This window comes from Lentzea sp. NPDC102401 (genome assembly GCF_044765805.1).
Classification (GTDB): Bacteria; Actinomycetota; Actinomycetes; order Mycobacteriales; family Pseudonocardiaceae; genus Lentzea; species Lentzea sokolovensis.
Genome location: NZ_JBIWKS010000014.1, coordinates 127,311 through 153,706 on the forward strand (window position 1 = coordinate 127,311; position 26,396 = coordinate 153,706).

General features: G+C 69.0%; 18 protein-coding genes. 9 read left to right on the forward strand and 9 right to left on the reverse strand.

Going from position 1 to position 26,396, the window contains the following annotated elements; genetic code table 11:
* Positions 1-81 precede the first annotated feature (81 nt).
* Positions 82-711 carry a DUF2345 domain-containing protein gene (locus tag ACIRG5_RS38115; protein WP_402914228.1) on the forward strand — a complete coding sequence of 210 codons (630 nt, stop codon included), beginning with the start codon at positions 82-84 and terminating at the stop codon, positions 709-711.
* Positions 712-727: 16 nt separating this feature from the next.
* Here ACIRG5_RS38115 and ACIRG5_RS38120 read toward each other — a convergent pair whose 3' ends face one another.
* Positions 728-1,300, reverse strand: coding sequence for an HNH endonuclease (locus ACIRG5_RS38120; RefSeq protein WP_319981753.1), 573 nt, complete (start codon positions 1,298-1,300; stop codon positions 728-730).
* Between the two features lie 248 nt (positions 1,301-1,548).
* Between ACIRG5_RS38120 and ACIRG5_RS38125 the strand changes: the two genes are divergently transcribed.
* The 4 genes from ACIRG5_RS38125 to ACIRG5_RS38140 all read left to right on the forward strand — a co-directional run bounded on the left by ACIRG5_RS38125 (position 1,549) and on the right by ACIRG5_RS38140 (position 6,720).
* A complete protein-coding gene (locus ACIRG5_RS38125; protein WP_402914230.1) occupies positions 1,549-3,645 on the forward strand; it encodes a prolyl oligopeptidase family protein in 2,097 nt (698 codons plus the stop codon).
* 32 nt (positions 3,646-3,677) lie between these two features.
* A complete protein-coding gene (locus tag ACIRG5_RS38130; RefSeq protein ID WP_402914232.1) occupies positions 3,678-4,568 on the forward strand; it encodes a mechanosensitive ion channel family protein in 891 nt (296 codons plus the stop codon).
* Positions 4,569-4,686: 118 nt separating this feature from the next.
* Positions 4,687-5,070, forward strand: a complete 384-nt coding sequence (locus ACIRG5_RS38135) for a globin (protein WP_319981755.1) — start codon at positions 4,687-4,689, stop codon at positions 5,068-5,070.
* 57 nt (positions 5,071-5,127) lie between these two features.
* Positions 5,128-6,720 (forward strand): glycoside hydrolase family 13 protein, encoded by a 1,593-nt coding sequence (locus ACIRG5_RS38140; protein WP_402914234.1) that lies wholly within the window; start codon positions 5,128-5,130, stop codon positions 6,718-6,720.
* Between the two features lie 25 nt (positions 6,721-6,745).
* On the opposite strand, the gene ACIRG5_RS38145 is transcribed toward ACIRG5_RS38140, so the two are convergent.
* The 3 genes from ACIRG5_RS38145 to ACIRG5_RS38155 all read right to left on the reverse strand — a co-directional run bounded on the left by ACIRG5_RS38145 (position 6,746) and on the right by ACIRG5_RS38155 (position 8,984).
* Positions 6,746-7,858 (reverse strand): low temperature requirement protein A, encoded by a 1,113-nt coding sequence (locus ACIRG5_RS38145; RefSeq protein ID WP_402914236.1) that lies wholly within the window; start codon positions 7,856-7,858, stop codon positions 6,746-6,748.
* 75 nt (positions 7,859-7,933) lie between these two features.
* Complete coding sequence (locus ACIRG5_RS38150; RefSeq protein ID WP_319981758.1) at positions 7,934-8,560, reverse strand: hypothetical protein; 627 nt, start codon at positions 8,558-8,560, stop codon at positions 7,934-7,936.
* The gene (locus ACIRG5_RS38155; RefSeq protein ID WP_319981759.1) at positions 8,553-8,984 is read right to left on the reverse strand and encodes a thioesterase family protein; all 432 of its coding nucleotides are present in this window, start codon (positions 8,982-8,984) and stop codon (positions 8,553-8,555) included. Before ACIRG5_RS38155 ends, ACIRG5_RS38150 begins: the two co-directional genes overlap by 8 nt.
* A gap of 85 nt (positions 8,985-9,069) precedes the next feature.
* Between ACIRG5_RS38155 and ACIRG5_RS38160 the strand changes: the two genes are divergently transcribed.
* Entirely contained in the window at positions 9,070-9,567 is a 498-nt protein-coding gene (locus ACIRG5_RS38160) for a DUF2975 domain-containing protein (protein WP_402914239.1), read from the forward strand.
* 60 nt (positions 9,568-9,627) lie between these two features.
* Here the strand turns inward: ACIRG5_RS38160 and ACIRG5_RS38165 are convergent, their stop codons facing one another.
* The 4 genes from ACIRG5_RS38165 to ACIRG5_RS38180 form a co-directional block, all read right to left on the reverse strand.
* Positions 9,628-14,571, reverse strand: coding sequence for an NAD-glutamate dehydrogenase (locus tag ACIRG5_RS38165; protein ID WP_402914241.1), 4,944 nt, complete (start codon positions 14,569-14,571; stop codon positions 9,628-9,630).
* 381 nt (positions 14,572-14,952) lie between these two features.
* Entirely contained in the window at positions 14,953-19,497 is a 4,545-nt protein-coding gene (locus ACIRG5_RS38170; RefSeq protein ID WP_402914244.1) for a histone H1-like repetitive region-containing protein, read from the reverse strand.
* An 18-nt stretch (positions 19,498-19,515) separates the two neighbouring features.
* Positions 19,516-21,192 carry an energy-dependent translational throttle protein EttA gene (ettA, locus tag ACIRG5_RS38175; RefSeq protein WP_402914246.1) on the reverse strand — a complete coding sequence of 559 codons (1,677 nt, stop codon included), beginning with the start codon at positions 21,190-21,192 and terminating at the stop codon, positions 19,516-19,518.
* 261 nt (positions 21,193-21,453) lie between these two features.
* Positions 21,454-21,846, reverse strand: coding sequence for a single-stranded DNA-binding protein (locus ACIRG5_RS38180; protein ID WP_402914249.1), 393 nt, complete (start codon positions 21,844-21,846; stop codon positions 21,454-21,456).
* 251 nt (positions 21,847-22,097) lie between these two features.
* Here ACIRG5_RS38180 and ACIRG5_RS38185 point away from each other — a divergent pair, with 251 nt between their 5' ends.
* From ACIRG5_RS38185 to ACIRG5_RS38195, 3 genes are read left to right on the forward strand one after another with little or no spacing between them, the layout of a single operon-like run.
* Positions 22,098-22,712 carry a TetR/AcrR family transcriptional regulator gene (locus ACIRG5_RS38185; protein WP_402914251.1) on the forward strand — a complete coding sequence of 205 codons (615 nt, stop codon included), beginning with the start codon at positions 22,098-22,100 and terminating at the stop codon, positions 22,710-22,712.
* A complete protein-coding gene (locus tag ACIRG5_RS38190) occupies positions 22,705-23,628 on the forward strand; it encodes an ATP-binding cassette domain-containing protein (protein ID WP_402914253.1) in 924 nt (307 codons plus the stop codon). Before ACIRG5_RS38185 ends, ACIRG5_RS38190 begins: the two co-directional genes overlap by 8 nt.
* Before the next feature lie 9 nt (positions 23,629-23,637).
* Positions 23,638-24,435 (forward strand): ABC transporter permease, encoded by a 798-nt coding sequence (locus ACIRG5_RS38195; RefSeq protein WP_402914255.1) that lies wholly within the window; start codon positions 23,638-23,640, stop codon positions 24,433-24,435.
* Here the strand turns inward: ACIRG5_RS38195 and ACIRG5_RS38200 are convergent.
* Positions 24,432-26,363: a cytochrome c oxidase assembly protein gene (locus tag ACIRG5_RS38200; RefSeq protein ID WP_402914258.1), complete on the reverse strand. Its 1,932-nt coding sequence runs from the start codon at positions 26,361-26,363 to the stop codon at positions 24,432-24,434. The two genes, ACIRG5_RS38195 and ACIRG5_RS38200, sit on opposite strands and share 4 nt — an antisense overlap.
* Positions 26,364-26,396: the final 33 nt, after the last annotated feature.

Genomic DNA, 26,396 nt, shown 5'->3' on the forward strand with positions numbered 1-26,396 from the left:
GATCACCCACCTCTTAGCTTTTCACCTATACGGGTCTTGCGCACCCGCCCCGAGCAAGCTGGAGGACACAAAATGTTCACGATGACCCGCCCCCAGGCCGTGACCTTCACTCTTCCGAGCTACAAGGACGATTCAGTGCGTATCACGGCCAGTGACTCCGTCCGGATCACGATGAACGACTCCGTTCGGATCACCGCGAGCGATTCGGTCAGGATCACGGCCAGCGACTCCGTGCGCATCACGATGAACGACTCGGTCCGCATCACGGCGAGCGATTCGGTCAGGATCACGTGCGCCGACTCCGTCCGGATCACGGCACTCGACGACTCCGTCCGGATCACCGCTCAGCAGGATTCGGTGAGGATCACTGCGCGTGAGGACTCGGTCCGGATCACCATGGACGACTCCGTGCGCATCACGGCCCACGACGACTCGGTCCGCATCACCGCGCAGGACTCCGTCCGCATCACGATGGACGACTCCGTGCGCATCACGGCGCACGACGATTCCGTCCGCATCACCATGGACGACAGCGTCCGGATCACCGCCCACGACGACTCGGTGCGCATCACCGCTCAGCAGGACAGCGTCCGCATCACCGCACACGAAGACTCCGTGCGCATCACGATGGACGACTCGGTCCGGATCACCGCGCTCGACGACTCCGTGCGCATCACGGCACGCCAGAACGACTTCTCCCTCGCTGCCTGACTCGAACGACCCAGCCTCAGGCAGCCGGTTCGCCCAGGTACGGCAACCACTGCGGATCAGCCTCGGCCACGCCGGCGAGCAGTCGCCAGTGCGGGCCACGTGGCGCCACGGGAACGACGCGCAGCCGCCAGCCCAGTTCGGACAGCATCTTGTCCGCCTTCCGGTGGTTGCACTTCGCGCAGCAGGCGACGCAGTTGGTCCAGGTGTGAGGTCCGCCACGCGAGCGCGGCACGACGTGGTCGATCGTCTCGGCCCGCCCGCCGCAGTAGGCGCAGCGATAACGGTCGCGGTGCATGAGCCCGGCACGGGTCATCGGCACGCGACCGCGATAAGGCACGCGAACGTAGGAGCTCAGCCGGATCACGGACGGCACGAGCACCTCGGACTTCGACGAGTGCAGCACCAGCCCGGAGGCGTCTCCGTGCACGACTTCGGCTTTCCCGCAGACCACCAGGACGACCGCGCGGCGCAGTGACAACGCCGTGAGCGGCTCGAACGTGGCGTTCAGCAGCAGGACCTTGCGTCTTCCCCAGGGGAAAACAGCCGGCGTCGGACCGGTACCTCCCCCGTCTCGATCCCCATCCGGCACGGCCCGCAACTCGGGCGGTTTTCGGCATGGGGGGACCGTCGGCGCCGTCTCGCCTGGTAGCGAGGTGCCGATAGGGGTCGGTTGTCGGTCTGGCACGCGACCACCTCCACCGGTTCAGCCATAGGAGACCACACTTACCAGGAAAAAATCACGTGTGATAAGTGACGCGTCATGGATGTGTGATCAAACCTGGGGTGAACTCACTCCCTATCGGAAGTCGTTTTCAAGAGCCCGCTACCCTTGACAAGGTGACAGAGGCTCCTTCCACTCCACTGCCTGCGACGATCACCTACCCGATCGCCGAGCGGCTGAACATCGCCGAGCAGATTCACGGGCGCGTCGTCGCCGATCCGTACCGGTGGCTCGAAGACACCGCGGACCCCCGCACCGCGGAGTGGTCGCAGGCACAGGACGTCCTCGCACGTTCCTGGTTGGACGCGATGCCTGGTCGCGCACGCCTGGGCGAGCGTCTGAAGGAGCTGATGCGCACGGGTTCGGTGTCCACGCCGACCTGGCGCGCGGGCAGGGCGTTCTTCAGCCGCCGCGGTCCCGAGCGGGACCACCCCGTCGTCATGGTGCACGAGACCGACGGCACCGAACGTGTGCTGCTCGACGTCAGCGCCCTGGACCCGTCCGGCCGGACCACCCTGGACGGCTGGTCCCCCAGCCTCGAAGGCACGCGCCTCGCGTACCAGGTGTCCGTCGGCGGCAACGAGCACTCGCTGCTGCACGTGATCGACGTCGAGTCGGGCGAGCTCATCGAGGGCCCCATCGACCGGTGCCGCTACTCCTCCATCGGGTGGCTGCCCGGCGGCGAGGAGTTCTTCTACGTCCGCCAGCTCGACCCGGCGCTGCTGCCCGAGGACGAGAAGCTGTTCCATCGCCGCGTGTGGCGTCACCGCGTCGGCGCGGATCCCGCCACGGACCTCAACGTGCACGGCGACGGCCAGGCGCACACCTTCTACTACTCACTCACCGTGTCGCAGGACGGCCGTTGGCTGGTCGTGAGCGGTGCGCCCAGCACGATGAAGCACGACTCCGTGTGGATCGCGGACCTGCACGGCGACGCCGCGCTCAAGCCGGTGATCCTGACCGAGGCCGGTGTGCAGTGCTCGGCGTTCGTCGCCCGCGACGGCAGGCTCTACCTGCACACGAACCACGGCGCGCCCCGGCAGCGCCTCTGCGTGGCCGACCCCGGGAACCCCACCGAGTGGACCGAGCTGATCAGCGAGGAACCGGACTCGGTGCTGGACGGCGTGCGCTGGCTCAACGGTGACCTCGTCATCCTGCGCACCCGGCACGCGGTGTCCGAACTGCACCTGCACGACGCCGCGACCGGCGCTCACGTCCAGGAGATCCCGCTGCCCGGCACGGGTTCGGTGCACGGCATGTCCGTTGTGGATGCCCAGACGGCCCACGACCAGGACACGCTGTGGTTCGGGTGGACGGACTTCGTGACGCCGCAGTCGGTGTTCCGGTTCTCGAAGGCCACGGGTGAGACGGTGCTGCACGAGGCCGCACCGGGTCGCGTCGAACTGCCGACCGTGACGACCCAGCAGATCGCGTACACGTCCAAGGACGGCACGACGGTCCACATGTTCGTCGTCAGCGGCGAGCAGAAGCCCGACCTGCCTCGTCCCGCGCTGCTCACCGGCTACGGCGGCTTCGCGATCGGCCGCGGCCCCGGCTACAGCGCGACCACGCTGGCGTGGGTCGAGGCGGGCGGCGTGTGGGTGCACGTGTCGTTGCGCGGTGGCGACGAGGAAGGCGAGGAGTGGCACCTCGCCGGCATGCGTGCCAACAAGCAGAACGTGTTCGACGACTTCCACGCCGCCGCGGAGCGTCTGGTGCGCGACGGCTGGACCACGCCGCAGCAGTTGTCGATCATGGGAGGCTCCAACGGCGGCCTGCTCGTGGGCGCCGCGCTGACCCAGCGCCCCGAGCTCTACGCGGCCGTGGTGTGCTCAGCGCCACTGCTCGACATGGTGCGCTACGAGAAGTTCCTGCTCGGACGGTTGTGGGCCGACGAGTACGGCAGCGCAAGCGTTTCCGAGGAACTGGGCTGGCTGCTCTCCTACTCGCCTTATCACCGAGTGGTAACGGACGTTGAGTACCCTTCGGTCTTGTTCGCGGTGTTCGAGTCGGATTCTCGTGTGGACCCCAACCACGCCAGGAAGATGTGCGCAGCTCTGCAGCACGCTTCGTCCAGTGATCCGACCAAGCACCCCGTGCTGATCCGCCGCGAGACCGAGGTCGGTCACGCGGGCCGGTCCGTCAGCCGGACGGTGGCTCTCGCCGTGGACCAGCTGACGTTTCTCGCGAATGCCACTGGCATGGAGTTGTAGGAGGGCACGAGCACGTGTTGGCGACGAGTCCTGTGGATGACGCCGCGAACAAGACCGCTCAGGCGGTCGCGTTCTTCGAGAGGTACGGCCCCACGATCCTGGCGGGCGCGATCAAGATCGTGGTGATCCTGATCGCCGCCTTCATCCTCAGGGCCATGCTGCGCAAGGTCATCGACCGGATCACCACTCCCGGCAAGGAAGGCAAGAAGCCGGGCCTGCTCAAGCCGCTGCGGGAACGCGCTCCGCAGGCGCTCGGAAACCTCATCTCCGAACGCCGTGAGCAGCGCGCCCGCACGATCGGCTCGGTGCTGAAGTCCATCGTCACGATCCTGATCTTCGGTATCGCGTTCCTCGAGATCATGATCGTGGTCGGGATGGACATCACCCCGGTGCTGACCTCGGCGGGCATCCTGGGCGTCGCCATCGGTTTCGGCGCCCAGAACCTGGTGAAGGACTTCCTGGCCGGCATGTTCATGCTGCTGGAGGACCAGTACGGCGTCGGCGACGTCGTGGACCTCGGCCCGGCGACCGGCACCGTCGAGGCGGTCGCGCTGCGCACCACCACGATCCGGGACACCGGCGGCACGGTCTGGTACGTCCGCAACGGCGAGATCCTGCGCGTCGGCAACTCGTCGCAGGGCTTCGCGGTCGCGGTCGTCGACCTGCCGCTGAGCTACGGCGCGAACCTCGCAGAGGCCACCCAGGTGCTGGACCGCACTGCTCGCGAGGTGGCCGACAAGGACCCGCTCAAGTCGGACATCACGGCCAAGCCCGAGGTGCTCGGCGTCGAGAAGTTCACGTCGGACGGCATCACCCTGCGCGTCACCGTGAAGACGCGCCCCGGCCGTCAGTGGGCGGTCCAGCGGAACCTGCGTGCGCAGCTCATGCCGGCGCTGGAAGAGGCGGGCTTCACCGCCAAGTGAGTTAGAACACCCATTCGAGACGGTGATCATCAGGCGTCCTGCCAGTTCACACGCCTATGGCAGAGCCAACAGCCGGGGCGGCCTGCGCGCGGTGGCTGCCGTGAGTCAGGATGGGTGTGTGGGAAACCCCGTGAGCTTCTTCGAACAGGTCGGTGGCGAGGAGACGTTCCACCGCATCGTCGCGCGCTTCTACAAAGAGGTGAAGGCTGACGAGGTCCTCCTCCCGCTGTACCCGGAAGAAGACCTCGGACCTGCGGAGGAGCGGCTGCGGCTGTTCCTCATGCAGTACTGGGGCGGCCCCCACACCTACTCGGACAACCGGGGCCACCCGAGGCTGCGGATGCGCCACGTACCGTTCAAGATCGGACCGATCGAACGGGACGCGTGGCTGCGCTGCATGAGGATCGCCGTCGACGAGGCCGGCCTGGACGAGGCTCACCGCAAGCAGCTCTGGGACTACATGGAGATGGCCGCGAACAGCTTGATGAACAGCTTCTCCTGAGCGCCCATCACCCGTTCGGGTCCTTTAGCAGCGAGACGAATGGCAGGATGACCCCCCGTGCGACGTTCCTCCGACCTCAGTCCCGAGATCGCCGAAGAGTCCGTCTGGTGGCGTGACGCCGTCTTCTACCAGGTCTACGTGCGCTCCTTCGCCGACTCCAACGGCGACGGCGTCGGCGACCTCGACGGCATCCGGTCCCGCCTCGGCTACCTGGAGCTGCTCGGGGTCGACGCGCTGTGGCTCACCCCGTTCTACCGCTCGCCGATGGCCGACCACGGCTACGACGTCGCCGACCCGCGCGACGTGGACCCGATGTTCGGCGACCTGGCCGCGTTCGACCGGCTGGTCGCGGACGCGCACGCGCACAACATCCGCGTGACGGTCGACCTGGTCCCGAACCACACCAGCGACCTGCACGTGTGGTTCCAGGAGGCGCTGCAGGCCGGTCCCGGCAGCATGGAGCGCGCCCGCTACATCTTCCGCGAGGGCCGCGGCTTCGACGGCTCGCAGCCGCCGAACAACTGGACGTCCGTCTTCGGCGGTCCCGCGTGGACCCGCGTACCGGACGGCCAGTGGTACCTGCACCTGTTCGCGCCGGAGCAGCCCGACCTCAACTGGGACCACCCGGAGGTCCGCGCCGACCTGGAGCAGACGCTGCGGTTCTGGCTGGACCGCGGGGTCGACGGCTTCCGCATCGACGTGGCGCACGGCATGGCCAAGCCCGAGGGCCTGCCGGACATGGAGATCCGCGCGCAGGCACCCGGTGTGCTGTCCGACGACGCGCACGACCCGCGCTTCGACAACGACGGCGTGCACGAGATCCACCGCATGATCCGCAAGGTGATGGACGGCTACCCCGGCACCATGGCCGTCGGTGAGATCTGGGTGAAGGACGACGAGCGCTTCGCCGCCTACGTCCGTCCCGACGAGCTGCACCTGGGCTTCAACTTCCGGCTGGTCGAGGCCGGCTTCGACGCCGACGCGGTCCGTTCGGCGATCGAGCACTCGCTCGGTGCCGTCGCGCTGACCGGCACGCCCGCGACCTGGACGCTCTCGAACCACGACGTGGTGCGCCACGTGACGCGGTACGGCGGCGGCGCGCTGGGCGAGCAGCGGGCCCGCGCGATGACGCTGGTCGAGCTGGCGCTGCCGGGCGTGATCTACCTCTACAACGGCGAAGAGCTAGGCCTGCCGAACGTGGAGCTGCCGGACTGGGCCCTGCAGGACCCGACCTGGGAGCGTTCCGGGCACACCGAGCGCGGCCGGGACGGCTGCCGCGTGCCGATCCCGTGGGAGGGCACCAGCCCGCCGTTCGGGTTCTCCACGGCCGTGAACACCTGGCTGCCGCAGCCGAACGAGTGGGACCACCTCACGGCCGAGGCGCAGCTGGAAGACCCCGGCTCGATGCTCTCGCTCTACCGCGAGGCGCTGGAGCACCGGAAGTCCAACGCGGGCTTCGCCGGTGAGGAACTGGAGTGGTACGGCGCACCGGCCGGCTGCTTCGCGTTCCGGCGCAAGGGTGGCGGCCTGATCTGCGCCCTGAACACCTCGGGTGCCTCCGTGCCGCTGCCTCCCGGTCAGGTGCTGCTGTCGTCCGGTCCGATGGACGGCGACCAGCTACCCCCGGACACCGCCGTCTGGCTCGCCTGAGGGATTTCTCCGCTGCGGGCGTGCCTCACGCCCGCAGCTTGTCCTCCACGGCCAGCAACGCACCGAACACGAGCACGAGTGCGGCCACCTGGGCGATCGCGAGCCACAGCCCGATCGGCACCGTCGCGAGCGCCAGCACCGCGGCGGTGATGCGCCACTTGTTCGTGCCGATGCCCATCCGGTGCCGGAAGAGCACCTGGCCGACCAGGAAGATCGCCGCTCCCCCGCCGAGTGCGAGGGCCCCGCTGAGGTAGAGGTGCTCGGCGGCGTGCCCGATGGTCTTCTTGATGCCGACGCACACGACGATGATGCCCAGCAGGATCGGCACGTGCGCCCAGCCGAACGCCGACAGCGCCGCGCGTGCCCGTTCGGACTGCGTCATGGTCGTCAGGCGGTGCTCGGCGCGGATGTCCTGTTCCCTGCCGAAGTGGCACCACCAGAGCTGGTAGGCGAGCGTGAGACCGAGCAGCGCCGCCACGACGAGTTGCAGGTTCAGCGGCAGGCCGGCCGCCCCGATGCCGATCGCGATGATCGACTCGCCGATCGCGATGATGACCACGAGCCCGTGCCGTTCGACGAAGTGCACCGGCCTGATCCGGAACTCCCCGTGCCGCCGGTTCACGTACGGCGACACGACCATGAGCACCACGGCCGCGGCCCAGGCGGCGGCTCGCCAGATGGGCGGCAGGAACCCGCCGGCCAGCACCAGGCCCGCCGAGCCGAGGTTGAACGGTGCCAGCCGTGCCATCGCCGCGGCCGACCCCGGCCCGCCCGCCGAGATGAAGAGCCCGGAGTGCACCAGGTTCACGATCAGATACCCGACCCCGAACGCGGGCCCGGCGGCGGCGAACCCGGAGGGAATCGCCAGCGCGATGATCAGGAACCCGCCCATGCCGCACATGAGCAGCACCCGCCGCAGAGTGGTGTTCGGTGGGACGGAGTTCGTGAGCCAGACGTACCCGAAGTACATCCACAGGATCACGAACAGCATGAGCACGACCTGCCCGAACCCGGCCGGCGACATGTCGTCGGCCAGCTTCTGGGTCAGCTGCGTGATCGTGAAGACGAAGACCAGGTCGAAGAAGAGCTCCAGCGTCGAGACCCGGTACTCGGTCTCCTGCTGCGGTTCGGCGGACACGCGCGACATCGTGCCACGCGCATCCGCTTGCCGCGTCACGAATTCCGCGGCGACGAACCTGGACCTAACTCCAGGTCAGACGAGCAGCGGCAGCATCGAGTGACGGCGGCGGACGACCGCGCCGTAGCGGGCGTCGATCCGCAGCCACGAGTCGGTCGCGGTCACCCGCACGTCGCCGTCCTCGCCGAGGAAACCCATGCCCGACAACGCGAACAGGACCCGCAGCGCGATCTTCACGTCCAGTCCGGACCCGCTGACCGTCAGCACCGTCTGGTCCAGCAACGAGGCCGGCGGCGTCCCCTGTGGCCCGGTGTTCTCCCTGGCCACCTCGACGCCCTCGTCCGCGATCTTCGCGACGACCTCGACCGGCAGCCGGTCGACCACCAGCCAGCCCTCCGCGGGCGGCAGGGCCGAACGCCACATCAGGTCCTTGGCAGGACCGGGGTCGATGCGTTCGTCGCGCATCACCGCGAGGCCCGTCAGCAGCTCCGACCCGGACACCGTGACGTCCGCCGGAGTCGCCTGTCCCGCAACGGTTCGCGTGGCGAGCGTGTCGAACGGCGTGGCCACCCACGCGTCGAGCAGCTTCTCGTCGCGGTTGCGCAGCCGCACCACGGTCTGCGCGTCGAGCCGCACCGCCCGCGCGGCGAACGCCCCGAGGTCGTCTCTCTCGGCCGCGTCGGCCAACACCAGCTCAGGCACCGTTTCCCCCTGCCCGCCACCCGGCGAGAAAGTCGCGCTCGGCCTCGGTCAGCCGGCGCGGTCGTGCAGTCGTCACGTTGTAGGGCGCCATCAGCGTCTCCGCCTTGACCACCACGGGGCTGTTCACGTCGCGGCTGCCGCGCACCACGTAGTCGAGCGTCAGCGACGCGGACTTCAGCTCCCGCACCGACATCTCCACCAGGACGTCCTCGCCGGTGAACACGATCGGCGCGAGGTACTCGACCACGAGCTTCGCCACGACCATGCCCTCGGCCAGTTCCTTGACCCCGTGGCGGGCCGCCTCGGTGAACAGCAGCTCGATGCGGGCCTCTTCGAGCAACGTCACCGTGTTCGCGTGGTTGACGTGACCGAACGCATCCATGTCCGACCATCGCGGCCGCACACCAGTGACGAAGACACCCATGCAGGGACCCTACCGTCCACGAACCTTCACAGGACCTCCACACCAGCCGATTGAAAATCGATAGGCAGCTCTCGATACTCGATCTATGTCTCGCGTAGTGGTGTTCTTCCTGCAGGCTCTGCTCGGCTTCGCGGTCCTCTGCGGCCTGTTCGCGCAGGTCGTGGTGATCCCAGGGACCGCGGAGGGAGAGGTCGAACTCTTCCCGCCCTACGAGTCCGTGCGGCTGCCGTTCGTGGTGTTCGCGATCGTCTTCATCGCGTGCCTTCAAGTCCTCGCGCTGGCGTTGGGCGGAATGCTGCAGCGGGCGGGTGAGGGCACCGTGTTCGAGTCCGGCTCGCTCTTGTGGACGAACATCGCGATCGGCGCCATCGCCGGTGGTGGTGCCGTGCTCGCGTCGCTGTTCGTCTACGTCACGTTCGCGGACATCCCCTCGCCCGCCGACGGCATGGAGGTCCTCGGGCTGTGGATGGGTTCTGCCGTCGGCACGATCGCGGCGATCGGCGTCGCGTTGCTGGTCGTCATCGGACGGCAGTGGCTCGGCAGGGCGATCGCGCAGCGCGCGGAACTGGAGCAGGTCGTCTGAGAAACGCCGGGGCGCCGCGGAGGGGATTCCGCGACGCCCCGGTTCTCGTTCGTGCTCCTGCTAGCGGACCATGCTCCGCACCTGTCGGGCGGCGACGGACAGGGTCGCCAGGTCCAGCTGGTGGACCCGGTTGATCTCCTCCAGCGCGCCACGCGAACGAGCCAGGCGGGAAGCGTTGGCCTGCTCCCACTTGGCGATCTTCTCGGACGCCGTGTCGCCCTCGTCGCTCGCCCTGAGCACGTCGACGGAGATGGCCCGCAGCGACGAGTAGAAGTCGTCGCGGAGAGCCAGCCGGGCCAGCGCGTGCCAGCGGTTGCCGCGCTCCAGGTTCGTCACCGAGTCCAGCATGTGGTCGATGTCGAGGTGGTCGGACAGCGAGAAGTACAGCTCGGCCGTCTCCCGGTGCGTGCGCTCCGGGCCCGCGCCGCCGGTCGGGCCGAACTCGCGTTCGGCGAGCTCGGCGATCTCGGTGACGTCGAGCAGGCCGTACATGTAGAGCAGCGCCGCGACCTTGCGGGCGAGCTCGGCCGGGACGCCCTGTTCGACGTACCGGTCGGCCTTGCCCGCGACGACGTCCAGTTCCTTGCCCTGCAACAGGTCGAAGGCGTAGGGGCTGAGCTCCTCGACCACGCCGCGGAAGCGGTTGATCGTCGAGCCCACCGGCAGCGGCTGCGGGCGGTTGGAGAGCAGCCAGCGGGACGCGCGGTCCAGCAGGCGGCGGGTCTCCAGGACCATGCTGTCCTGGACCTCCGTCGGCACCACGTTGTCGAGCGCCTGGATCTCGCGCCAGATCGACGGCAGGTCGAAGACCTCGGTGACCACGGCGTAGGAGCGGACCGCGTCGGTCGCCGACGCGCTCATCTCCTCGGCCAGGCGGAAGGCGTAGGACACACCGCCGCCGTCGACCACCTCGTTGACGACGACCGTGGTGATGATCTCCTTCGCCAGCGGGTGGTTCGGGATGGCCGCGCCGAAGCGTTCGCGCAACAAGGTCGGGAAGTAGTCCGGCAGCTTGTTCTTGAACGTGTCGATCGTCGGGATCTCGCTCGCCAGCAGCTCTTCCTTCAGCGTGAGCTTGGTGAAGGCGAGCAGGGTGGAGAGCTCCGGCGAGGTGAGGCCCTGGCCCTTCTTCTCCAGCGCCTTGAACTCCGCCGCGCTCGGCATCGCCTCCAGCTTGCGGTTGAGAGCGCCGCGAGCTTCGAGGTCGGCCGTGAGACGCGCGTGCACCGACAGCATCGGGGCGGCGTGCGCCCGGCTGACGCCGAGGACGTTGTTCTGCGAGTAGTTGTCCGCCAGCACGAGCTCGCCGACCTCGTCGGTCATCTCGCCGAGAACCTCGTTGCGCTGCAACTGTTCCAGCGACCCCTCCCGGACCAGGTGGTCCAGCAGGATCTTGATGTTGACCTCGTGGTCGGAGCAGTCGACGCCGGCCGAGTTGTCGAGCGCGTCGGTGTTGACCTTGCCGCCGGTGCGCGCGAACTCGATGCGGCCGCGCTGGGTCAGGCCCAGGTTGCCGCCCTCGCCGACCACCTTGACCCGCAGGTCGGCGCCGTCGACGCGGATCGCGTCGTTCGCCTTGTCGCCGACGTCGGCGTGCGACTCGGTCGACGCCTTGACGTACGTGCCGATGCCGCCGTTCCAGAGCAGGTCGACCGGCGCCAGCAGGATGGCCTTCTTGAGCTCCGGCGGCGACAGCTTGACCACGCCCTCCGGCAGGCCCAGCGCGACGCGGGCCTGCTCGGAGATCGGGATCGACTTGGCCGTGAGCGGGAAGATGCCGCCGCCCTCGCTGATCAGCGAGCGGTCGTAGTCGTCCCACGACGAGCGCGGCACGTTGAACAGCCGCACGCGCTCGGCGAACGAGGTGTCCGCGACCGGGTTCGGGTCGATGAAGATGTGCCGGTGGTCGAACGCGGCCACGAGCCGGATGTGCTCGGACAGCATCATGCCGTTGCCGAACACGTCACCGGACATGTCGCCGATGCCGACGACGGTGAACTCCTCGGTCTGCGTGTCCACGCCGAGTTCGCGGAACGAGCGCTTCACGCTCTCCCACGCGCCCTTGGCCGTGATGCCCATGGCCTTGTGGTCGTAGCCGATCGAGCCACCGGAGGCGAACGCGTCGCCGAGCCAGAAGCCGTAACTCTGGCTCACGCCGTTGGCGATGTCGGAGAACGTCGCGGTGCCCTTGTCCGCGGCCACGACGAGGTACGTGTCGTCGTTGTCGTAGCGCACGACCTGCGGTGCGGGCACGACCTCGTTGTTGATCAGGTTGTCGGTGAGGTCGAGCAGGCCCGAGATGAACATCTTGTAGCAGGCGATGCCCTCGGACATGAAGTTCTCGCGGTCGATGCCGGGGTCGCCCGTCGGGGCGATCGGCTTCTTGACGACGAAGCCGCCCTTCGCGCCGACCGGCACGATCACCGCGTTCTTCACGGCCTGCGCCTTGACCAGGCCGAGCACCTCCGTGCGGAAGTCCTCGCGGCGGTCGGACCAGCGCAGGCCACCGCGTGCGACGCTGCCGAAGCGCAGGTGCACGCCCTCGATTCGCGGCGAGTACACGAAGATCTCGAACTTCGGCCGCGGCGCCGGCAGGTCCGGGATGGCCTGCGGGTCGAGCTTGACCGACAGGTACGGCCGGGCGTTGCCGTCGGCGTCGCGGAAGAAGTAGTTCGTCCGCAGCGTGGCGTTGATCAGCGTGAGCAGGCTGCGCAGGATGCGGTCCGCGTCGAGGCTCGTGACGTCGTCGATCAGCTTGCCGGTCTCGACGACCATCGTCTCGGTGCGGTCGGTGCGCGTGGAGTCGTCGAGCCGCGGGTCGAACCGGGACTCGAACAACGCGACCAGCGCGATCGCCACGGACGTGTGGCTGAGCACGGCGTCCTCGATGTAGTCCTGCGAGTACGGCGTGCCCGCCTGACGCAGGTACTTCGCGTACGCGCGCAGCATCGCGGCCTGCTGCCAGGTGAGCCCGGCCTGCAGCACCAGCGAGTTGAACCTGTCGACCTCGGCCTCACCGCGCCAGACGGCGGCGAACGCGTCCTGGAACCGCACGCGCACCTGGTCGAGGTCGGACTCGGACAGCTGCGCGAGCGCGGCCTTGTCGATGCGCAGGCCGAAGTCGTAGATCCAGCACTGCACTCCGTCTTCGCGGGCGATCTCGTACGGCCGCTCGTCGACCACGATGACGCCCATGCGCTGCAACATCGGCAGCACGTCCGACAAGGTGATGCCCTCACCGGTCAGGAACAGCTTGAACCGCCGCTCGCCCGGCTCGGCGTCCTCGGGCACGTAGAACACCATGTCGAGGTCACCCTCGACGAGCGCCTCGATGCGCCGGTAGTCCTCCAGGCCGATGGCGGCGTTGAAGTCCTCCTTGTAGGCCTCCGGGAAGACCGCGGCGAACCGCTGGCCCTGCTCCGTGGCCGACTCGGCGCCGAGCTCGCCGCTGTCGCCCGTGACGGCCTCGACCATGCGGTCGTCCCAGCTGCGGATGGCCTCGGCCAGCTTGCCCTGGATCGCGTTGACGTCCGGCTCCAGCGTGCGCGAAGGCTCCGTGTGCACCATGAAGTGCACACGGGCCAGCGCGGACTCACCGATGCGCGCGCTGTACTCGAGGTTCAGACCCCCGAGTTCGGCGAGCAGCACCTCCTGCATCGCGAGGCGGCTCGTCGTCGTGTAGCGGTCGCGCGGCAGGTAGACCAGGCACGAGAAGAAACGGCCGAACGGGTCGCGGCGCAGGAACAACCGCAGCCGGCGGCGTTCCGCGAGCGCGATGACACCCGTCGTCGTCTGGTAGAGCGTGTCGGCGTCGACCGAGAACAGCTCGGTGCGCGGGTAGTTCTGGATCACCTCGAGCATCCGCTGACCCGAGTACGACTGCAGCGGGAAGCCCGCGCGGTGGATGACCTCGCGCACGCGGCGTTCGATCACCGGGATGTCGAGGACGTCCTCGTGCAGCGCGGTGGTGCTGAGGATGCCCAGGAACCGGTGCTCGCCGGAGACGTTGCCTTCGGCGTCGAACGTCTTCACGCCCACGTAGTAGGGGTAGACGCTGCGGTGCACGCTGCTCTGCGCGCTCGCCTGCGTCAGCACCAGCAGGTCGGGGCTCAGCGCCTGCGCGCCGTTGTCCGGCCCGGCGGTGAGGCTGCGCGCGGCGAGGCTGTCCTGGCGCAGCACGCCGAGCCCACTCGCGAGCACGGCCCGCAGCGCGGGTTCGCCGTCCTCCCGCACCAGCTCGTACTGCCGGTAGCCCATGAACGTGAAGTGCCCGTCCGCGAGCCACTTGAGCAGCTTCGAGCCGTCCGTGGTGGCCTCGGACGAGTCCTTCTCCAGCTCGTCCGCCAGCTGCAGCGCCGTCGTGACCATGCGGTCGGTGTCCTCGACGACCTCGCGGACGTCGGTCAGCACCGTCAGCAGGCGGGTCTCGAGTTCGCGGGCACGATCGGGGTCGGTGATGAGGTCGACCTCGACGTTCATCCACGACTCGGCCAGCGCGTCCGCGGGCGGATCGGCCGGATCGGCCGTCGGCAGCACCTCGATGCGCTCACCGGTGACCGGGTCGCGCCGCACGACGACGATCGGGTGCACGACGCGCTGCACCTGCACACCACCACGCGTGAGCTCGGACGCGACCGAATCCACCAGGTACGGCATGTCGTCCGTGACGACCTGCACGACGGTGACGGGACACTGCCACCCGTCGGTCCCGCGGGTGGGGTTCAGAATGCGCACCGCGGCGCGTCCGGGAACGCGGCTCTCGGCGAGCTGGTAGTTCGACCGGACCGCTCCGACCAGGTCCACCGGGTCGTCGTCGTTGACTTCCTCGGCGGGCACGTGGCGGTAGAACAGGCGGATCAGATCAGCGAGTTCGGGGGCATTGGCGGCGGCCCGTTCGATCAGCTCGTCACGGACCTGCTCAGGACTGGCCGGTCGACTGTCATCGCCCGCGGCGGGGGCCGCGGAGACGTCGTCGGTTCGGGTCGGGGCTCCAGTCGAGGTCATCTTCAGGCGACTCCACGCTATCCGGCACCTCTGTGTGCCGGGTCCGACCCCACCCTAGATGGGGTGGCGGCCGTCACCGGCAACGGGAGGGGCACTGACGGACCACTGAATCGTGGGCTGAATCGAGTCACATCATCAGTGGCGACAAGGGTTTCCGCATCGTGCGACGCGCCGGGACACCAGCCGGCTCCGGCAACCTCCACCAGACCCGGCACCCGGCCGATCCACAGCATTCATCCGATCATGGGTGTGACCACCACCGAACCGCGGGAGATCACCGACCCGCTCACACCAGGTCGCCGTCCCGACGCTCCCGCGCCTTCTCCCCCGCCACCGGCCGGACGGGGTTGGGCAAGGCTTGAGGTGTGGTGCTGGCCACCATCACGCCCCGGGCAACGTCCAGCCCGCCGGCCCGTCCGGACGAACGCGGCGAATGGGACCGGTGGTCTCGCTGTCCGGCGCGGCACCCACCGGGGTGATCGGCCCGGTCTTCTCCTGTTCGGACTCCACGGGCGGCGTGGAGAGGAAGTACGACTCCTGGTTCGGCTGGGGGGTGCCGAACGACGGCGTGGTGCTGAAGGCGAGGTCCGTGGCCGACCGGCTTTCGGTCCCTGCCGGGGGCTGCGGGACACCGAAGGACTGGCCAGGCCGGAAGGAGACGTCGGAGCCGGTCTGGGCATCCGTCACCGGCTGCGTGCCGAACGACTGGCTCGAGCCGAACAGCCCGTCCGGGGAAGCCGCGGCTCCTGCCGCCGGATCCTGCTGGGAACCGAACGACTGGCCAGGCCTGAACGACGCTTCCGAACCGGACGAGGTGTCCGCCGCCGGGTTCTGATGCGAACCGAACGACGAACCTGGTCGAAACGAGGTGTCCGAACCGGACGGTGAGTCCGCCGCGGAGTCCTGCCGGGTGCCGAACGACAGGCCTGACCGAAACGGCGTCTGCGAACCGGAGCCGGCTTCCACCTCAGAATCCTGCTGGGATCCGGACTTGCCGTGCCGGGACGGTCCGTCCGAGCCGGGCTGAGTTTCCGCCACCGGATCCTGCTGCGCGCCGAAGGACCGCCCCGGCCGGAACGACGCTTCCGAACCAGACGCTGTGTCCGCTGTGGAGTCCTGCTGGGAACCGAACGACAGACCCGTCCGAAACGAAGACTCCGAACTTTGCGGGGCCTCGGCCGCCGGATCCTGCTGGGAACCGAACGACGATCCGGGCCGAAACGGAGTCTCCGAGCTGGGCGAGACTTCCGCCGCCGCGTCCTGCTGGGAGCCGAACCGGCCGGGCCGGAACAGTCCGTCCGAGCCGGGCTGGGGCTCTGCCGGCGACTCGTGCCGGCCACCTACCGACTCACCTCGCCGAAACAACCCGTCCGAACCGGGCGAGGTGTCCGCCGCGGAGTTCTGCCGGTCGCCGGTCGGGGCATCCGCCGCCTGGTCGTGCTGCGCGCCGAAGGAGAGGCCGGTCCGGAACAACGCCTCCGAGCTGGGCTGGTCTGCGGCTGCGGGCTCCGGGGAGCCGAAGGGCTGCCCCTGCTGGAGCGCGTCCGGGGAGGAGCTGGCCTCTGCTGACCGTCCCAGCTGCGGCCTGAAGGGGCTGCCCTGCCTGAAAGGGGTGTCCGAGCCGGCTTGAGGGTCTGTCGTCGCGCCTTCTGCCGAAGGGCGTTGTGCGCCGAACGACTCTCCTGTCCCGAAGGGGGTGTCCGCCGTGGTGGACGGCTCGGCTTCGGTGGTGCGGCCGGGAGTGGCTTCTGGCTCTGGTTCCTCCGCTGACCAGTGCGGGGCGCTCAGGTCTGCCGCTTCTACCTGTTCCTCGTCGGAGCGGCGGCCCGTTTCGTAGGCGACGAGTGCTTCGGCCAGCAGGTCGGCGAGGCTCAGGTCGCTCGGCCTGCGGCGGCTGCTGGGACGGCCTGTCCGATCGGCGCGGTCGTTCGTGGTGGCAGGGTCGGGCTGGGCGACCGCGCGGAAACCTGTCTCGGTCGGTGCCTCGGAGCTCGCCGAGTCGAAGCCGTTCGGCTGGGTCGCGAGGTCCGGCTGTGCGACCGCTTCGGGTGACGTTGCCTGGTCGGAGGACGCGGGCTGCGAGCTGTAGCCGGCATCGGAGCCGAAGCCCGGTTGGGCACCGAAAGCCTGGGTGCCGAAAGTGGGCTGCGTGCCGAAGCTGGTTTGGGTGCCGAACGTCGGCCGGGGCTGCTCGGCCTGCGACTGCACCCGTACCGGGGTCGTGGGGACGTCCGAGGTGTCGTCGTCCATGTCCGCCGAGCTCAGGAACGTGGTCGACATCAGGTCCGGTTCCGGGGCCTGCGGGATCTCGGCCGGGGTCGGCACGGACGGGATCGGGTCCGGGATGGACGGGAGCGGTTTGTGTTCGGGCTCCGGGTCCTCGTCCGGGTGTTCCGCGGGGGCGGGCGGGACCGGGATCGAGACGGCGGGCTTCGGCTTCGGGGTGCTGAAGTCGAGGCCGCTGAAGTCCAGGTCGGGGAGTTTGCGCTCGTCCGGGTCCGCGGCGGCGGCCGGGAAGCCTCCTGCCGGGGTGTGCAGTGGGTAGGCCGGGTCGTCCAGGTGCGGGCCGAAGTCCGGGGCCGCCGGTGCACGGGAGAACGCCGCGGACAGGCCTGAGCGGGTCGGGCCGTCCGGCGTGTCCTGGTCCGAGAAGTAGTCCGGGCGGGCCGGGCCGCCCGAGTCCGCGAAGAAGTTCCGCGGGTGCGCGGGCTCTGCCGCCGGGTCGGTCTGGCGCAGGCCCGACGGGGGTTCCACGCGCCACGACGGGGTTTCGGACTGGGGCTCGGCGTCGCGGGCCCGGCGGCGGCCTCCTGCTCGCAGGCCCTGGGCCTTGAGCATGTCCAGCACGCTTTCCGACTGGGAGCTCGACGCCTCGGCGCGCGCGGCGGCCTCGGCGCGGGCCGCTTCCTCGCGGACGGCGGCTTCTCTGGCCGCCTCCTCGCGTTCCACGGCCAGGCGGGCGACTTCCTGGTGCGCCGCTTCCTGACGGGCGACGTCCCGGCGGACCGCTTCCTGGCGGGCCGCCTCGCGGCGAGCCTCCTCCTGGCGCGCGGCTTCCTGGCGAGCCGCCTCCTGCCGGGCGAGTTCCTGGCGCGCCGCTTCCTGGCGGGCGGCTTCCCGCCTGGCGGCTTCCTGACGCGCGGCCTCTTCGCGAGCCGCTTCCTGGCGCGCGGCCTCCTGGCGGGCTGCCTCTTCGCGGGCGGCCTCCTGGCGTGCGGCTTCCTCGGCGGCCTGGGCTTCGCGTTCGGCCTGGGCGCGCTGTTCGGCGCGGGCCTGGCGTTCCGCCTCGATCTGGCGGCGGGCCTCGCGCTGCAACTCCATGAGCTGCTGCTCGACCTTGCGCTTGCGTTCCTGCTCGACGGTGAGCCGCGGCTGCGGCTCGGGATCCGGAAGCGCTGGTGTGATGGGGATTTCGGCGATCGTGGTGGGCCGGTCGTCGTCGATCTCACCGGCGGCCACGCGAGCGGCGCGGCGGCGGCCGCTCACCATGGCTCCAGCGGACGCGATCAGGCCGGAGGCGGGGACGGTGCGGTCAGAGGAGGGGGAATCAGATGACGGCAGGGATTCGGGTGGCAGTTCCACTGGTTCCGGGGTCTTGTCATCGGGCTCGCCGAACGGCTGGACCATGCGCCACCGGTCGGCGGCGTGTTGTCGGGCCGCGGACAAACCTTCCACGGTCATGTCTTCGGCAGCGCGCCGGACGCGCTTGACCTTCAGCCCATCGCCCTTGCGGACCTGGACCTGACGCCACTGCCGAAGTTGTTGCTTCAGTGCGGCGGTCAGCACGCCGTCGGTGACCACCTGCATGCCCTCGATCGGGCGGAGCACGCTCGCCAGCTGCTGGTGCAGGTCGGCCGGCTGGCGGTGGACACCGGCGAACTCGGCGGCGAGCCGGGCGCGCACCGCGTAGACGGCGCGGGCACGGCGGCGTTCCGCGGCGTGGGCTGAGCGCAGGTTCTTCAGCGCGTCGGCCAGTTCGCCGGACACTTCGTGCACGTGGGCCAGCGCGAGCAGGCTTTCGGCCAGCAACGTGTCGAGCTGGTGGCGTTCGGCGCTCGCCGCGGCTTCACGCAGCATCTCCCGGGCCAGCGCGACCCTGCCGGCGGGCAGGTGCACACGCGTGGCCAGAGCGAGGCGCAACCACCCCGTCGTGGACGCCGACGGTGCGCGCACCGGGAGGTCGAGCATCGGGGTGCCGACGTCGCTGGCGTCGAGCAGGCGGTTCGCGTCCATCAGCGAGAGCACCAGTTCCAGCGTGAGCCGGCCGACGCCCTGTCCGCTGTCCGCTGACGGGTCGGAGAACCTGCTCAGCAGATCGAGGCCTTCGCGGGCGGCACCGATGGCGGCGGCGAGGTCGCCCCACCGCCGGTGCTGTGCGGCCTGCACCGCGCGGATGAGGCCGCGCAGCAGCAGACGCGTGTCGTCGTCGAGCGTCGTGTCGGCGACGTAGAGCTGGTCCGCCTCGGCGAGAGCCCGCGTGGGCTCGTCGCCGCGGCCGACCGTGACCAGGCATTCGCTGGCCTGCACCAGCGCTGAGGCCCGCAGTTCCGCGGGCACGTCCGGCGCTTCGAGCACCGGCGTGACCGCGGCGAACCCCGTGAGCGGGGCTCCCACGGACCGCGCGCACGCCGCGAGTTCGACCCGCAACAGCCACGCGGTCTCGTGTTCGCCGGCGGCCTCGGCCGCCTTCAGCGCGTCGATCGCCCTGTCGGCGATGCGGACGCCGCGGCCCACGCGGTTGCTCGCGAAGACCACCAGCGACTCCGCCCGCAGGCGGTCGGCTTCGTCGCGGCGGGTGGTGGCGAGCGCGAGTGCGCGCTCGCCGAGCACCAGGGCGAGCTCCGGTGCCCGCCAACGCAGCATCCAGGCGGGCACGACCAGCGTGCTCACCTCGACGTTCGCCTGCGCCTCGCCCCTCGCCGCCACGACGTCGCCGTTGCCCTCTCAGTCCCGTGTCAGCTTGCGGTACGTGACACGGTGCGGCCTCGCGGCGTCGGCACCCAGGCGCTCGAGCTTGTTCTTCTCGTAGCCCTCGAAGTTGCCCTCGAACCAGTACCACTTCGACGGGTCCTCGTCCGTGCCCTCCCACGCGAGGATGTGCGTGGCGACGCGGTCGAGGAACCACCGGTCGTGGGAGATGACCACGGCGCAGCCGGGGAACTGCTCGAGAGCGTTCTCCAGCGAGCCGAGGGTCTCGACGTCCAGGTCGTTGGTCGGCTCGTCCAGCAGGATCAGGTTGCCGCCGAGCTTGAGCGTGAGCGCGAGGTTGAGGCGGTTGCGCTCACCACCGGACAGCACGCCCGCGGGCTTCTGCTGGTCCGGGCCCTTGAAGCCGAACGCGCTGACGTACGCGCGCGACGGCATCTCGACGTTGCCGACGTGGATGTAGTCGAGTCCGCCGGACACGACCTCCCACACGTTCTTCTTCGGGTCGATGCCGCCGCGGTTCTGGTCGACGTAGGACAGCAGGACCGTCTCGCCGACCTTCACTTTGCCGGCGTCCGGCTCCTCCAGGCCGACGATGGTCTTGAACAGCGTCGTCTTGCCGACGCCGTTCGGACCGATGACGCCGACGATGCCGTTGCGCGGCAACGTGAACGACAGGTTGTCGATCAGAACCCGGTCGCCGAAGCCCTTCTTCAGCTTGTCGGCCTCGACCACGACGTTGCCCAGACGCGGGCCCGGCGGGATCTGGATCTCCTCGAAGTCGAGCTTGCGGGTCTTCTCCGCCTCGGCCGCCATCTCCTCGTAGCGGTCGAGACGCGCCTTGGACTTCGCCTGGCGGGCCTTGGCGCCGGAGCGCACCCACTCGAGCTCGTCCTTCAGCCGCTTCTGCAGCTTCTGGTCCTTCTTGCCCGAGATCGCGAGACGCTCGGCCTTCTTCTCCAGGTACGTGGAGTAGTTGCCCTCGTAGGGGTGGGTCTTGCCGCGGTCGATCTCGAGGATCCACTCGGCGAGGTTGTCCAGGAAGTACCGGTCGTGGGTGACGGCGAGCACGGCGCCGCTGTACTGCGCGAGGTGCTGTTCCAGCCACAGGACGCTCTCCGCGTCCAGGTGGTTGGTGGGCTCGTCGAGCAGCAGCAGGTCGGGCTTGCTCAGCAGCAGCTTGCACAGCGCGACACGACGGCGCTCACCACCGGAGAGCTTGGTGACGTCGGCGTCCGGCGGCGGGCAGCGCAGTGCGTCCATCGCCTGGTCGAGCTGCGAGTCGATGTCCCACGCGTTCGCGTGGTCGAGCTCCTCCTGGAGCTTGCCCATCTCCTCCATCAGCTCGTCGCTGTAGTCGGTCGCCATCAGCTCGGCGATCTCGTTGAAGCGGTCCAGCTTCACCTTGATCTCGCCCAGGCCCTCCTGGACGTTGCCGAGGACGGTCTTCTCCTCGTTGAGCGGCGGCTCCTGCTGCAGGATGCCCACCGTGTAACCGGGGGCAAGGTAGGCCTCGCCGTTGCCGGGTGTGTCCAGCCCCGCCATGATCTTGAGCACGCTCGACTTGCCGGCGCCGTTGGGACCGACCACACCGATCTTCGCGCCGGGGTAGAACATGATCGTGACGTCATCGAGGATGACCTTGTCACCGTGCGCCTTGCGCACCTTTTTCATGGTGTAGATGAACTCGGCCATGGTCGCGATCGTAGAGCGGTGCTCAGAGGCTCCTGACCTCGGTCGCCGACAAGCGGCCGCCCACCCCCGAAACGAGCGTCACGCGACTCGGTGACCAGCCCGTTCCGTTCGAACGTGAACGACTCTCGGCGATCGGTCCTCAGCGGCCCCGATCTACGAGCTTCCCTCCTTCTCCGTGGATCGCAGTACGTACATCTTCTCCGGCGCCGCCGCCGGATCGGGCGGGTTCCCGAAGTCCGGGTACGGGTTGCCCCGAACGGCTCAGAACGGAACGGGTTCCTCGGCGAGATCTCCGGCTCGCGGTTCAACGAGCGGGGCGGAGCCCAGTGACTGCACCCGGCTCAAGTCCAGCCCCACGTGCAACGCGTCCAGACTGAAGGCCTGCCGCTTCACGTCGTCCTTCTCGTACTGACGGATGCGCAGCTTGCCCTGGACGATCACGGGGTCACCCTTGGACAGGGTCGTCTTCACACTGTCGGCGAGCTTGCGCCAGCACGAGACACCCAGCCACAACGTCTCGCCGTCCTCCCAGTCGCCGAGTGCCGTGTTGTACCGGCGCTCGGTCGAGTTGATGCGGAAGAACGCGTTCGTCCTGCCGTCCTCACCGTGCTTGTACGTGATCTCGCTGACGACAGTTCCAACAACGGTGATCACGGTGGAATTCCAGGACATCGGGCTGCCTCCAGGTCGCGGGGTTCCGGTCCAGGTTGCTCCGGAGGCAGGTGGTGCGGGCGGGGTGGCGGCGGATCTGTGGACAACTCCCGGGGTGTGGACAGGTCGAGATCTTGAACAGCCTCGGACCGCGGAATTGTCGGGGGTGCGTGCTAGGGCGACGCTGGAGCCGAGCGAGTGAGTGAGCGCCCACTCATTGACATGAGTGAGGACTCACTCATACAGTTGCGGACGTGTCAGAGGAACCACGCCGCCGCCGCGCCCCCGCGATGAGCCCGGAAGATCGCCGCGAAGCGATCGTCCAGGCCACGCTGCCGCTCGTCGTGAAGGCCGGCGCGAACGTCACCACCAGTCAGATCGCCGCCGCGGCCGGCATCGCGGAGGGCACGGTGTTCCGCGTCTTCAAGGACAAGGCCGAGCTCCTCGGCGCCGTCATCCAGCGAGCCCTGCTCTCCGACGAGGAAGTGGCCCGCATCAAGGCGGTGCCCGCGAACCTGTCCATCGAGAAGCGGCTCGTGGAGGCGACCAGCACGGTCAGCGGCTACCTGGACCGCATGTGGAGCGTCATGGGCGCGCTGCGCGAGTCCGGCTACCAGCCGAGCCAGGAGGACCACGAGAAGCACAGGGGCCCGCAGGCGGGCATGCAGCGCGTCTCGAACGCGATCGCGGAGCTGTTCAGCGACGCGGACCTGCGCACGAGCCCCGAGCACGCCGCCCGCCTGCTGCTCGGTTTCGTCTTCACCAACCGCTTGCAGGGCAAGGGCTTCGGCGAGACCACGGTCGATCCGGAGCAGCTCGTGGAGCTGTTCCTGCACGGAGCACTCAAACCAGGGGGAGCAAATGACTGAGCTCATGATCGAAGCCCACGAGGTGAGCAAGAAGTTCGGTGACGTGACCGCCCTCGACGGCGTGAGCGTCACCGCGAAGAAGGGCTCCGTGCTCGGCCTGCTCGGCCACAACGGCGCCGGCAAGACGACGCTGGTCAACCTCCTCACCACGATGCTGCCGCCGTCCAGCGGCAGCGCGAAGGTCGCGGGGTTCGACGTCGTCAAGCAGAGCCACGAGGTCCGCAGCCGCATCGGCCTGACCGGCCAGTTCGCCGCCGTCGACGAGCAGCTCAGCGGCCACGACAACCTCGTGCTGATCGCCCGCCTGCTCGGTGCCAGCCGCAGGCAGGCCCACCAGCGCGCGGACGACCTGCTGGAGCAGTTCGACCTCACCGACGCCGCCAAGCGCAACGCCAAGACCTACTCCGGCGGCATGCGGCGCCGCCTCGACCTGGCCGCGTCGCTGGTCGGCAACCCCGACGTGCTGTTCCTGGACGAGCCGACCACCGGCCTCGACCCGGCCAGCCGCCTCGCGATGTGGGAGATCGTCGAGAAGCTCGTCGCGGACGGCACGACGGTGCTGCTCACGACCCAGTACCTCGACGAGGCCGACCGGCTCGCCGACTCGATCACCGTGCTGTCCCACGGCAAGGTCGTCGCGTCCGGCACGAGCTCGGAGCTCAAGGCCCAGGTCGGCCAGCGCACGGTGACCGTCACGCTCGACTCGGTGTCCGAAGTGGACATCGCACTGAAGGCCATCAACTCCGTGGGGCTCCACCCCGTCGCGGAAGGCCTCACGCTCACGACCCCTGTCAGCGGGTCACGCGACCTTGCGACGGTCGTGCGCGCGTTGGACGACAACGGCTTGGAGGCGCACGAAATCGGCCTCAAGGAGCCCACGCTGGACGACGTCTACCTCACTCTCGCCGCGAACTAGGGGGAAATCATGGCGACCTTGACCTGGCACGGCAGCAGTTACCCGACGCAAGTCCTCGTGCTGACCGGCCGTTCACTGCGCGCGCTGCTGCGCACGCCCGCACTCGTCTTCTTCAGCATCCTGCAGCCGTTGATCATGCTGACGTTGTTCAGCCAGATCTTCGGCAGCATCACGTCCACGGCGAACTTCCCGCCGGGCATGAGTTACATCAACTACCTGCTGCCCGCGATCCTCGTGAACACCGCGATGCAGTCCTCTCTCGCGTCCGGCATCGGGCTCGTGCAGGACATGTCTAACGGTGTGCTCGCACGGTTCCGTTCGTTGCCGATCCGTCCGAGCACGGTTCTGCTGGCACGCAACCTGTCCGACGCGGTCCGCACCGCGTTTCAGTTGGTGCTGATGATCCTGTTCGGCGTGCTGGTGTTCGGCTTCCGCCCGGACGGCGGCATGCTCGGCACCCTCGCCGCACTGGGTCTCGCGCTGGTCGTGGGATGGGCGCTGAGCTGGGTGTTCATCGCGATCGCCGCGTGGGTCCGCAAGGCGGAGCTCATGCAGACCGTGGGCTTCCTGGCGATGTTCCCGCTGATGTTCGCGTCCAGCGCGTTCGTGCCGGTGGGCGGCCTGCCGGGCTGGCTGCAGGCGATCGCGAAGATCAACCCGCTGACCTACGCGGTCGACGCCGCCCGCAGCCTGGCGCTCGCCCACCCCGTCACGGGTGTGCTCGGCGCACTTGTCACGAGCGGCTCGATCGCGGTGATCGGCGCGTTCTTCGCGGTCCGCGGATTCCGCCGCCCGCTGTCCGTCTAGTCCTTACCGGCCATCTTCCGCAGCATCGCGTTGTAGGCCTCGAGGTCGGCGCCCCCATCGGCGTCGGCCTTGCGGTCGTACCGCTTCGCGTCCCGGCCGTCCTGCCGCGCCCACTGCGTGAGCAGGGCGACCATGACCACCAGCAACGGGATCTCCCCCGCCGCCCACGCGATGCCGCCGCCGAGCCGCTGGTCCTCCAGCAGGTTCTGCACCCACGGCAGCGCCAGGCCTCGGTAGAACTGCTCGCCGATGACGGTCGCGGAGCTCATCAGCACGACACCGAAGAACGCGTGGAACGGGATCGACGCGAACAGCAACCCCAGCCGGCCGAGCGGCGGCAGCTTGTTCGGCGACGGGTCCACGCCGATCACAGGCCAGTAGAAGACGTAACCGGCGAGGATGAAGTGCGCGTTCATCGCGAGGTGCGCCCAGTGGAACGGCAGCGCGGCCTCGAAGATCCCCGAGAAGTACAGCGCGTAGAAGGACCCGACGAACAAACCCAGTGCCACGAATGGGTTCGTCAGCAACCGTGCGACCGGTGAGTGCACGAAGGCCAGCACCCACTCTCGCGGGCCTGGCACCTCCTTGTTGACCGGCAACGCGCGCAACGCCAGCGTGACCGGTCCACCCAGGACGAACAGGATCGGCGTCAGCATGGACAGCACCATGTGCGCTTCCATGTGCACGCTGAACATCGCCGGCGAGTACCGGCCCATGCCCGACGATGTCGCGAACAGCAGCGAGAAACATCCGCACAGCCACGCGACCGTGCGTCCCACCGGCCACTTGTCACCGCGCTTGGTCAGCCTGCGCACGCCCAGCACGTAGAACAGGGCGAGGGCCAGCGCCGCGGTTCCGTAGATCAGGTCGAAGCGCCAGTCGAACAGGATGGCCGCGAGCGTCGGCGGTCCGTCGAGGTCGTAGCCGATCGCGATCTCCGTGCGGCTGGGCAGTTCGGTGCTGCCGCCGGGCGGAGGCGTGCGGGCCAGCGCCACGGCCAGGCCGATCGTGAACATCATCAGCAGGACTTCGAGGCCAGCGAGCTTGAGCAGCGCGTGCGGCTTGCCGTCGACCACGCCCTTGACGCCGCGTTCGCGCTGGAAGTACCCGAACACGCCGAGCAGCAGCAGGCACGTCAGTTTGCCGAGCGTCAGCCAGCCGTAGGTGGACGTCACGAGGTCGACCGGCGTGATGCGCACGAGCGCGTTCACCACACCTGAGACGGCCATGACGATCCAGCAGACCAGCGCGATCTTCGAGAACCTCGTCGCGGCGAGGGGAAGGTGCGCGCCGCCACGCCTGCCGTGCGCAAGCAACGCGATCAAGCCGCCCACCCACAGCACGGCGGCGACGAGGTGGAACAACAGGCTGTTCGTCGCCATGTCGTGCGACCCGCCCGACGACGAGTGGCCCGTGACGGCGACCGGCACCAACGCGAAGATCGCTCCGAACAGCAGGACCGTCGTCCATCCCCACGACAGCACCAGACGGCACCCCAGTGCGAGCAACGCCACGATGATCGCCGTGAACAGCCAGGCCTTCGACTGCTCCAGCAGCATCGCCGTCGCGATCATCTGGCTGAAGGTGAACGAGCTCACCGGCCGGTCGATCGCGGCCGCCGTGGTGAACGGCACCGACAGCAGAGCACCGATGAGCCACACCAGCGCGAACCAACCGGCGGTGCGCATCGCGGCGTAACCGTCCGCTGCGAGAGTGCCGGACTTCTGCGGTGGCACGAGGAACGCCGCCAACAACAACGAGCCGATGGTCACCACCGCACCCGTCTCGGTCAGCACGCGCACGATCTGCACCCCTACTGGAGGGTTGCTCTCGATCGAGCTGAGCGCGACGGCGGCGAGGGAAGCCACCGCGAAGCCGATGACGACGAGGGGCACCAAACCCGTCTTGGTGGAGCGTTCGATTGGCACGCCTGGAGCCTACGACGCTCTAGTGTTGCGCCG

What these genes read in the sequence shown, in the direction of transcription:
- ACIRG5_RS38115 (WP_402914228.1), top strand. Translation starts at nt 82, where the DNA reads ATGACCCGCCCCCAGGCCGTGACCTTCACTCTTCCGAGCTACAAGGAC.
- ACIRG5_RS38155 (WP_319981759.1), bottom strand. Translation starts at nt 8,984, where the DNA reads ATGGGTGTCTTCGTCACTGGTGTGCGGCCGCGATGGTCGGACATGGAT.
- ACIRG5_RS38160 (WP_402914239.1), top strand. Translation starts at nt 9,070, where the DNA reads ATGTCTCGCGTAGTGGTGTTCTTCCTGCAGGCTCTGCTCGGCTTCGCG.
- ACIRG5_RS38165 (WP_402914241.1), bottom strand. Translation starts at nt 14,571, where the DNA reads ATGACCTCGACTGGAGCCCCGACCCGAACCGACGACGTCTCCGCGGCC.
- ettA (WP_402914246.1), bottom strand. Translation starts at nt 21,192, where the DNA reads ATGGCCGAGTTCATCTACACCATGAAAAAGGTGCGCAAGGCGCACGGT.
- ACIRG5_RS38190 (WP_402914253.1), top strand. Translation starts at nt 22,705, where the DNA reads ATGACTGAGCTCATGATCGAAGCCCACGAGGTGAGCAAGAAGTTCGGT.
- ACIRG5_RS38195 (WP_402914255.1), top strand. Translation starts at nt 23,638, where the DNA reads ATGGCGACCTTGACCTGGCACGGCAGCAGTTACCCGACGCAAGTCCTC.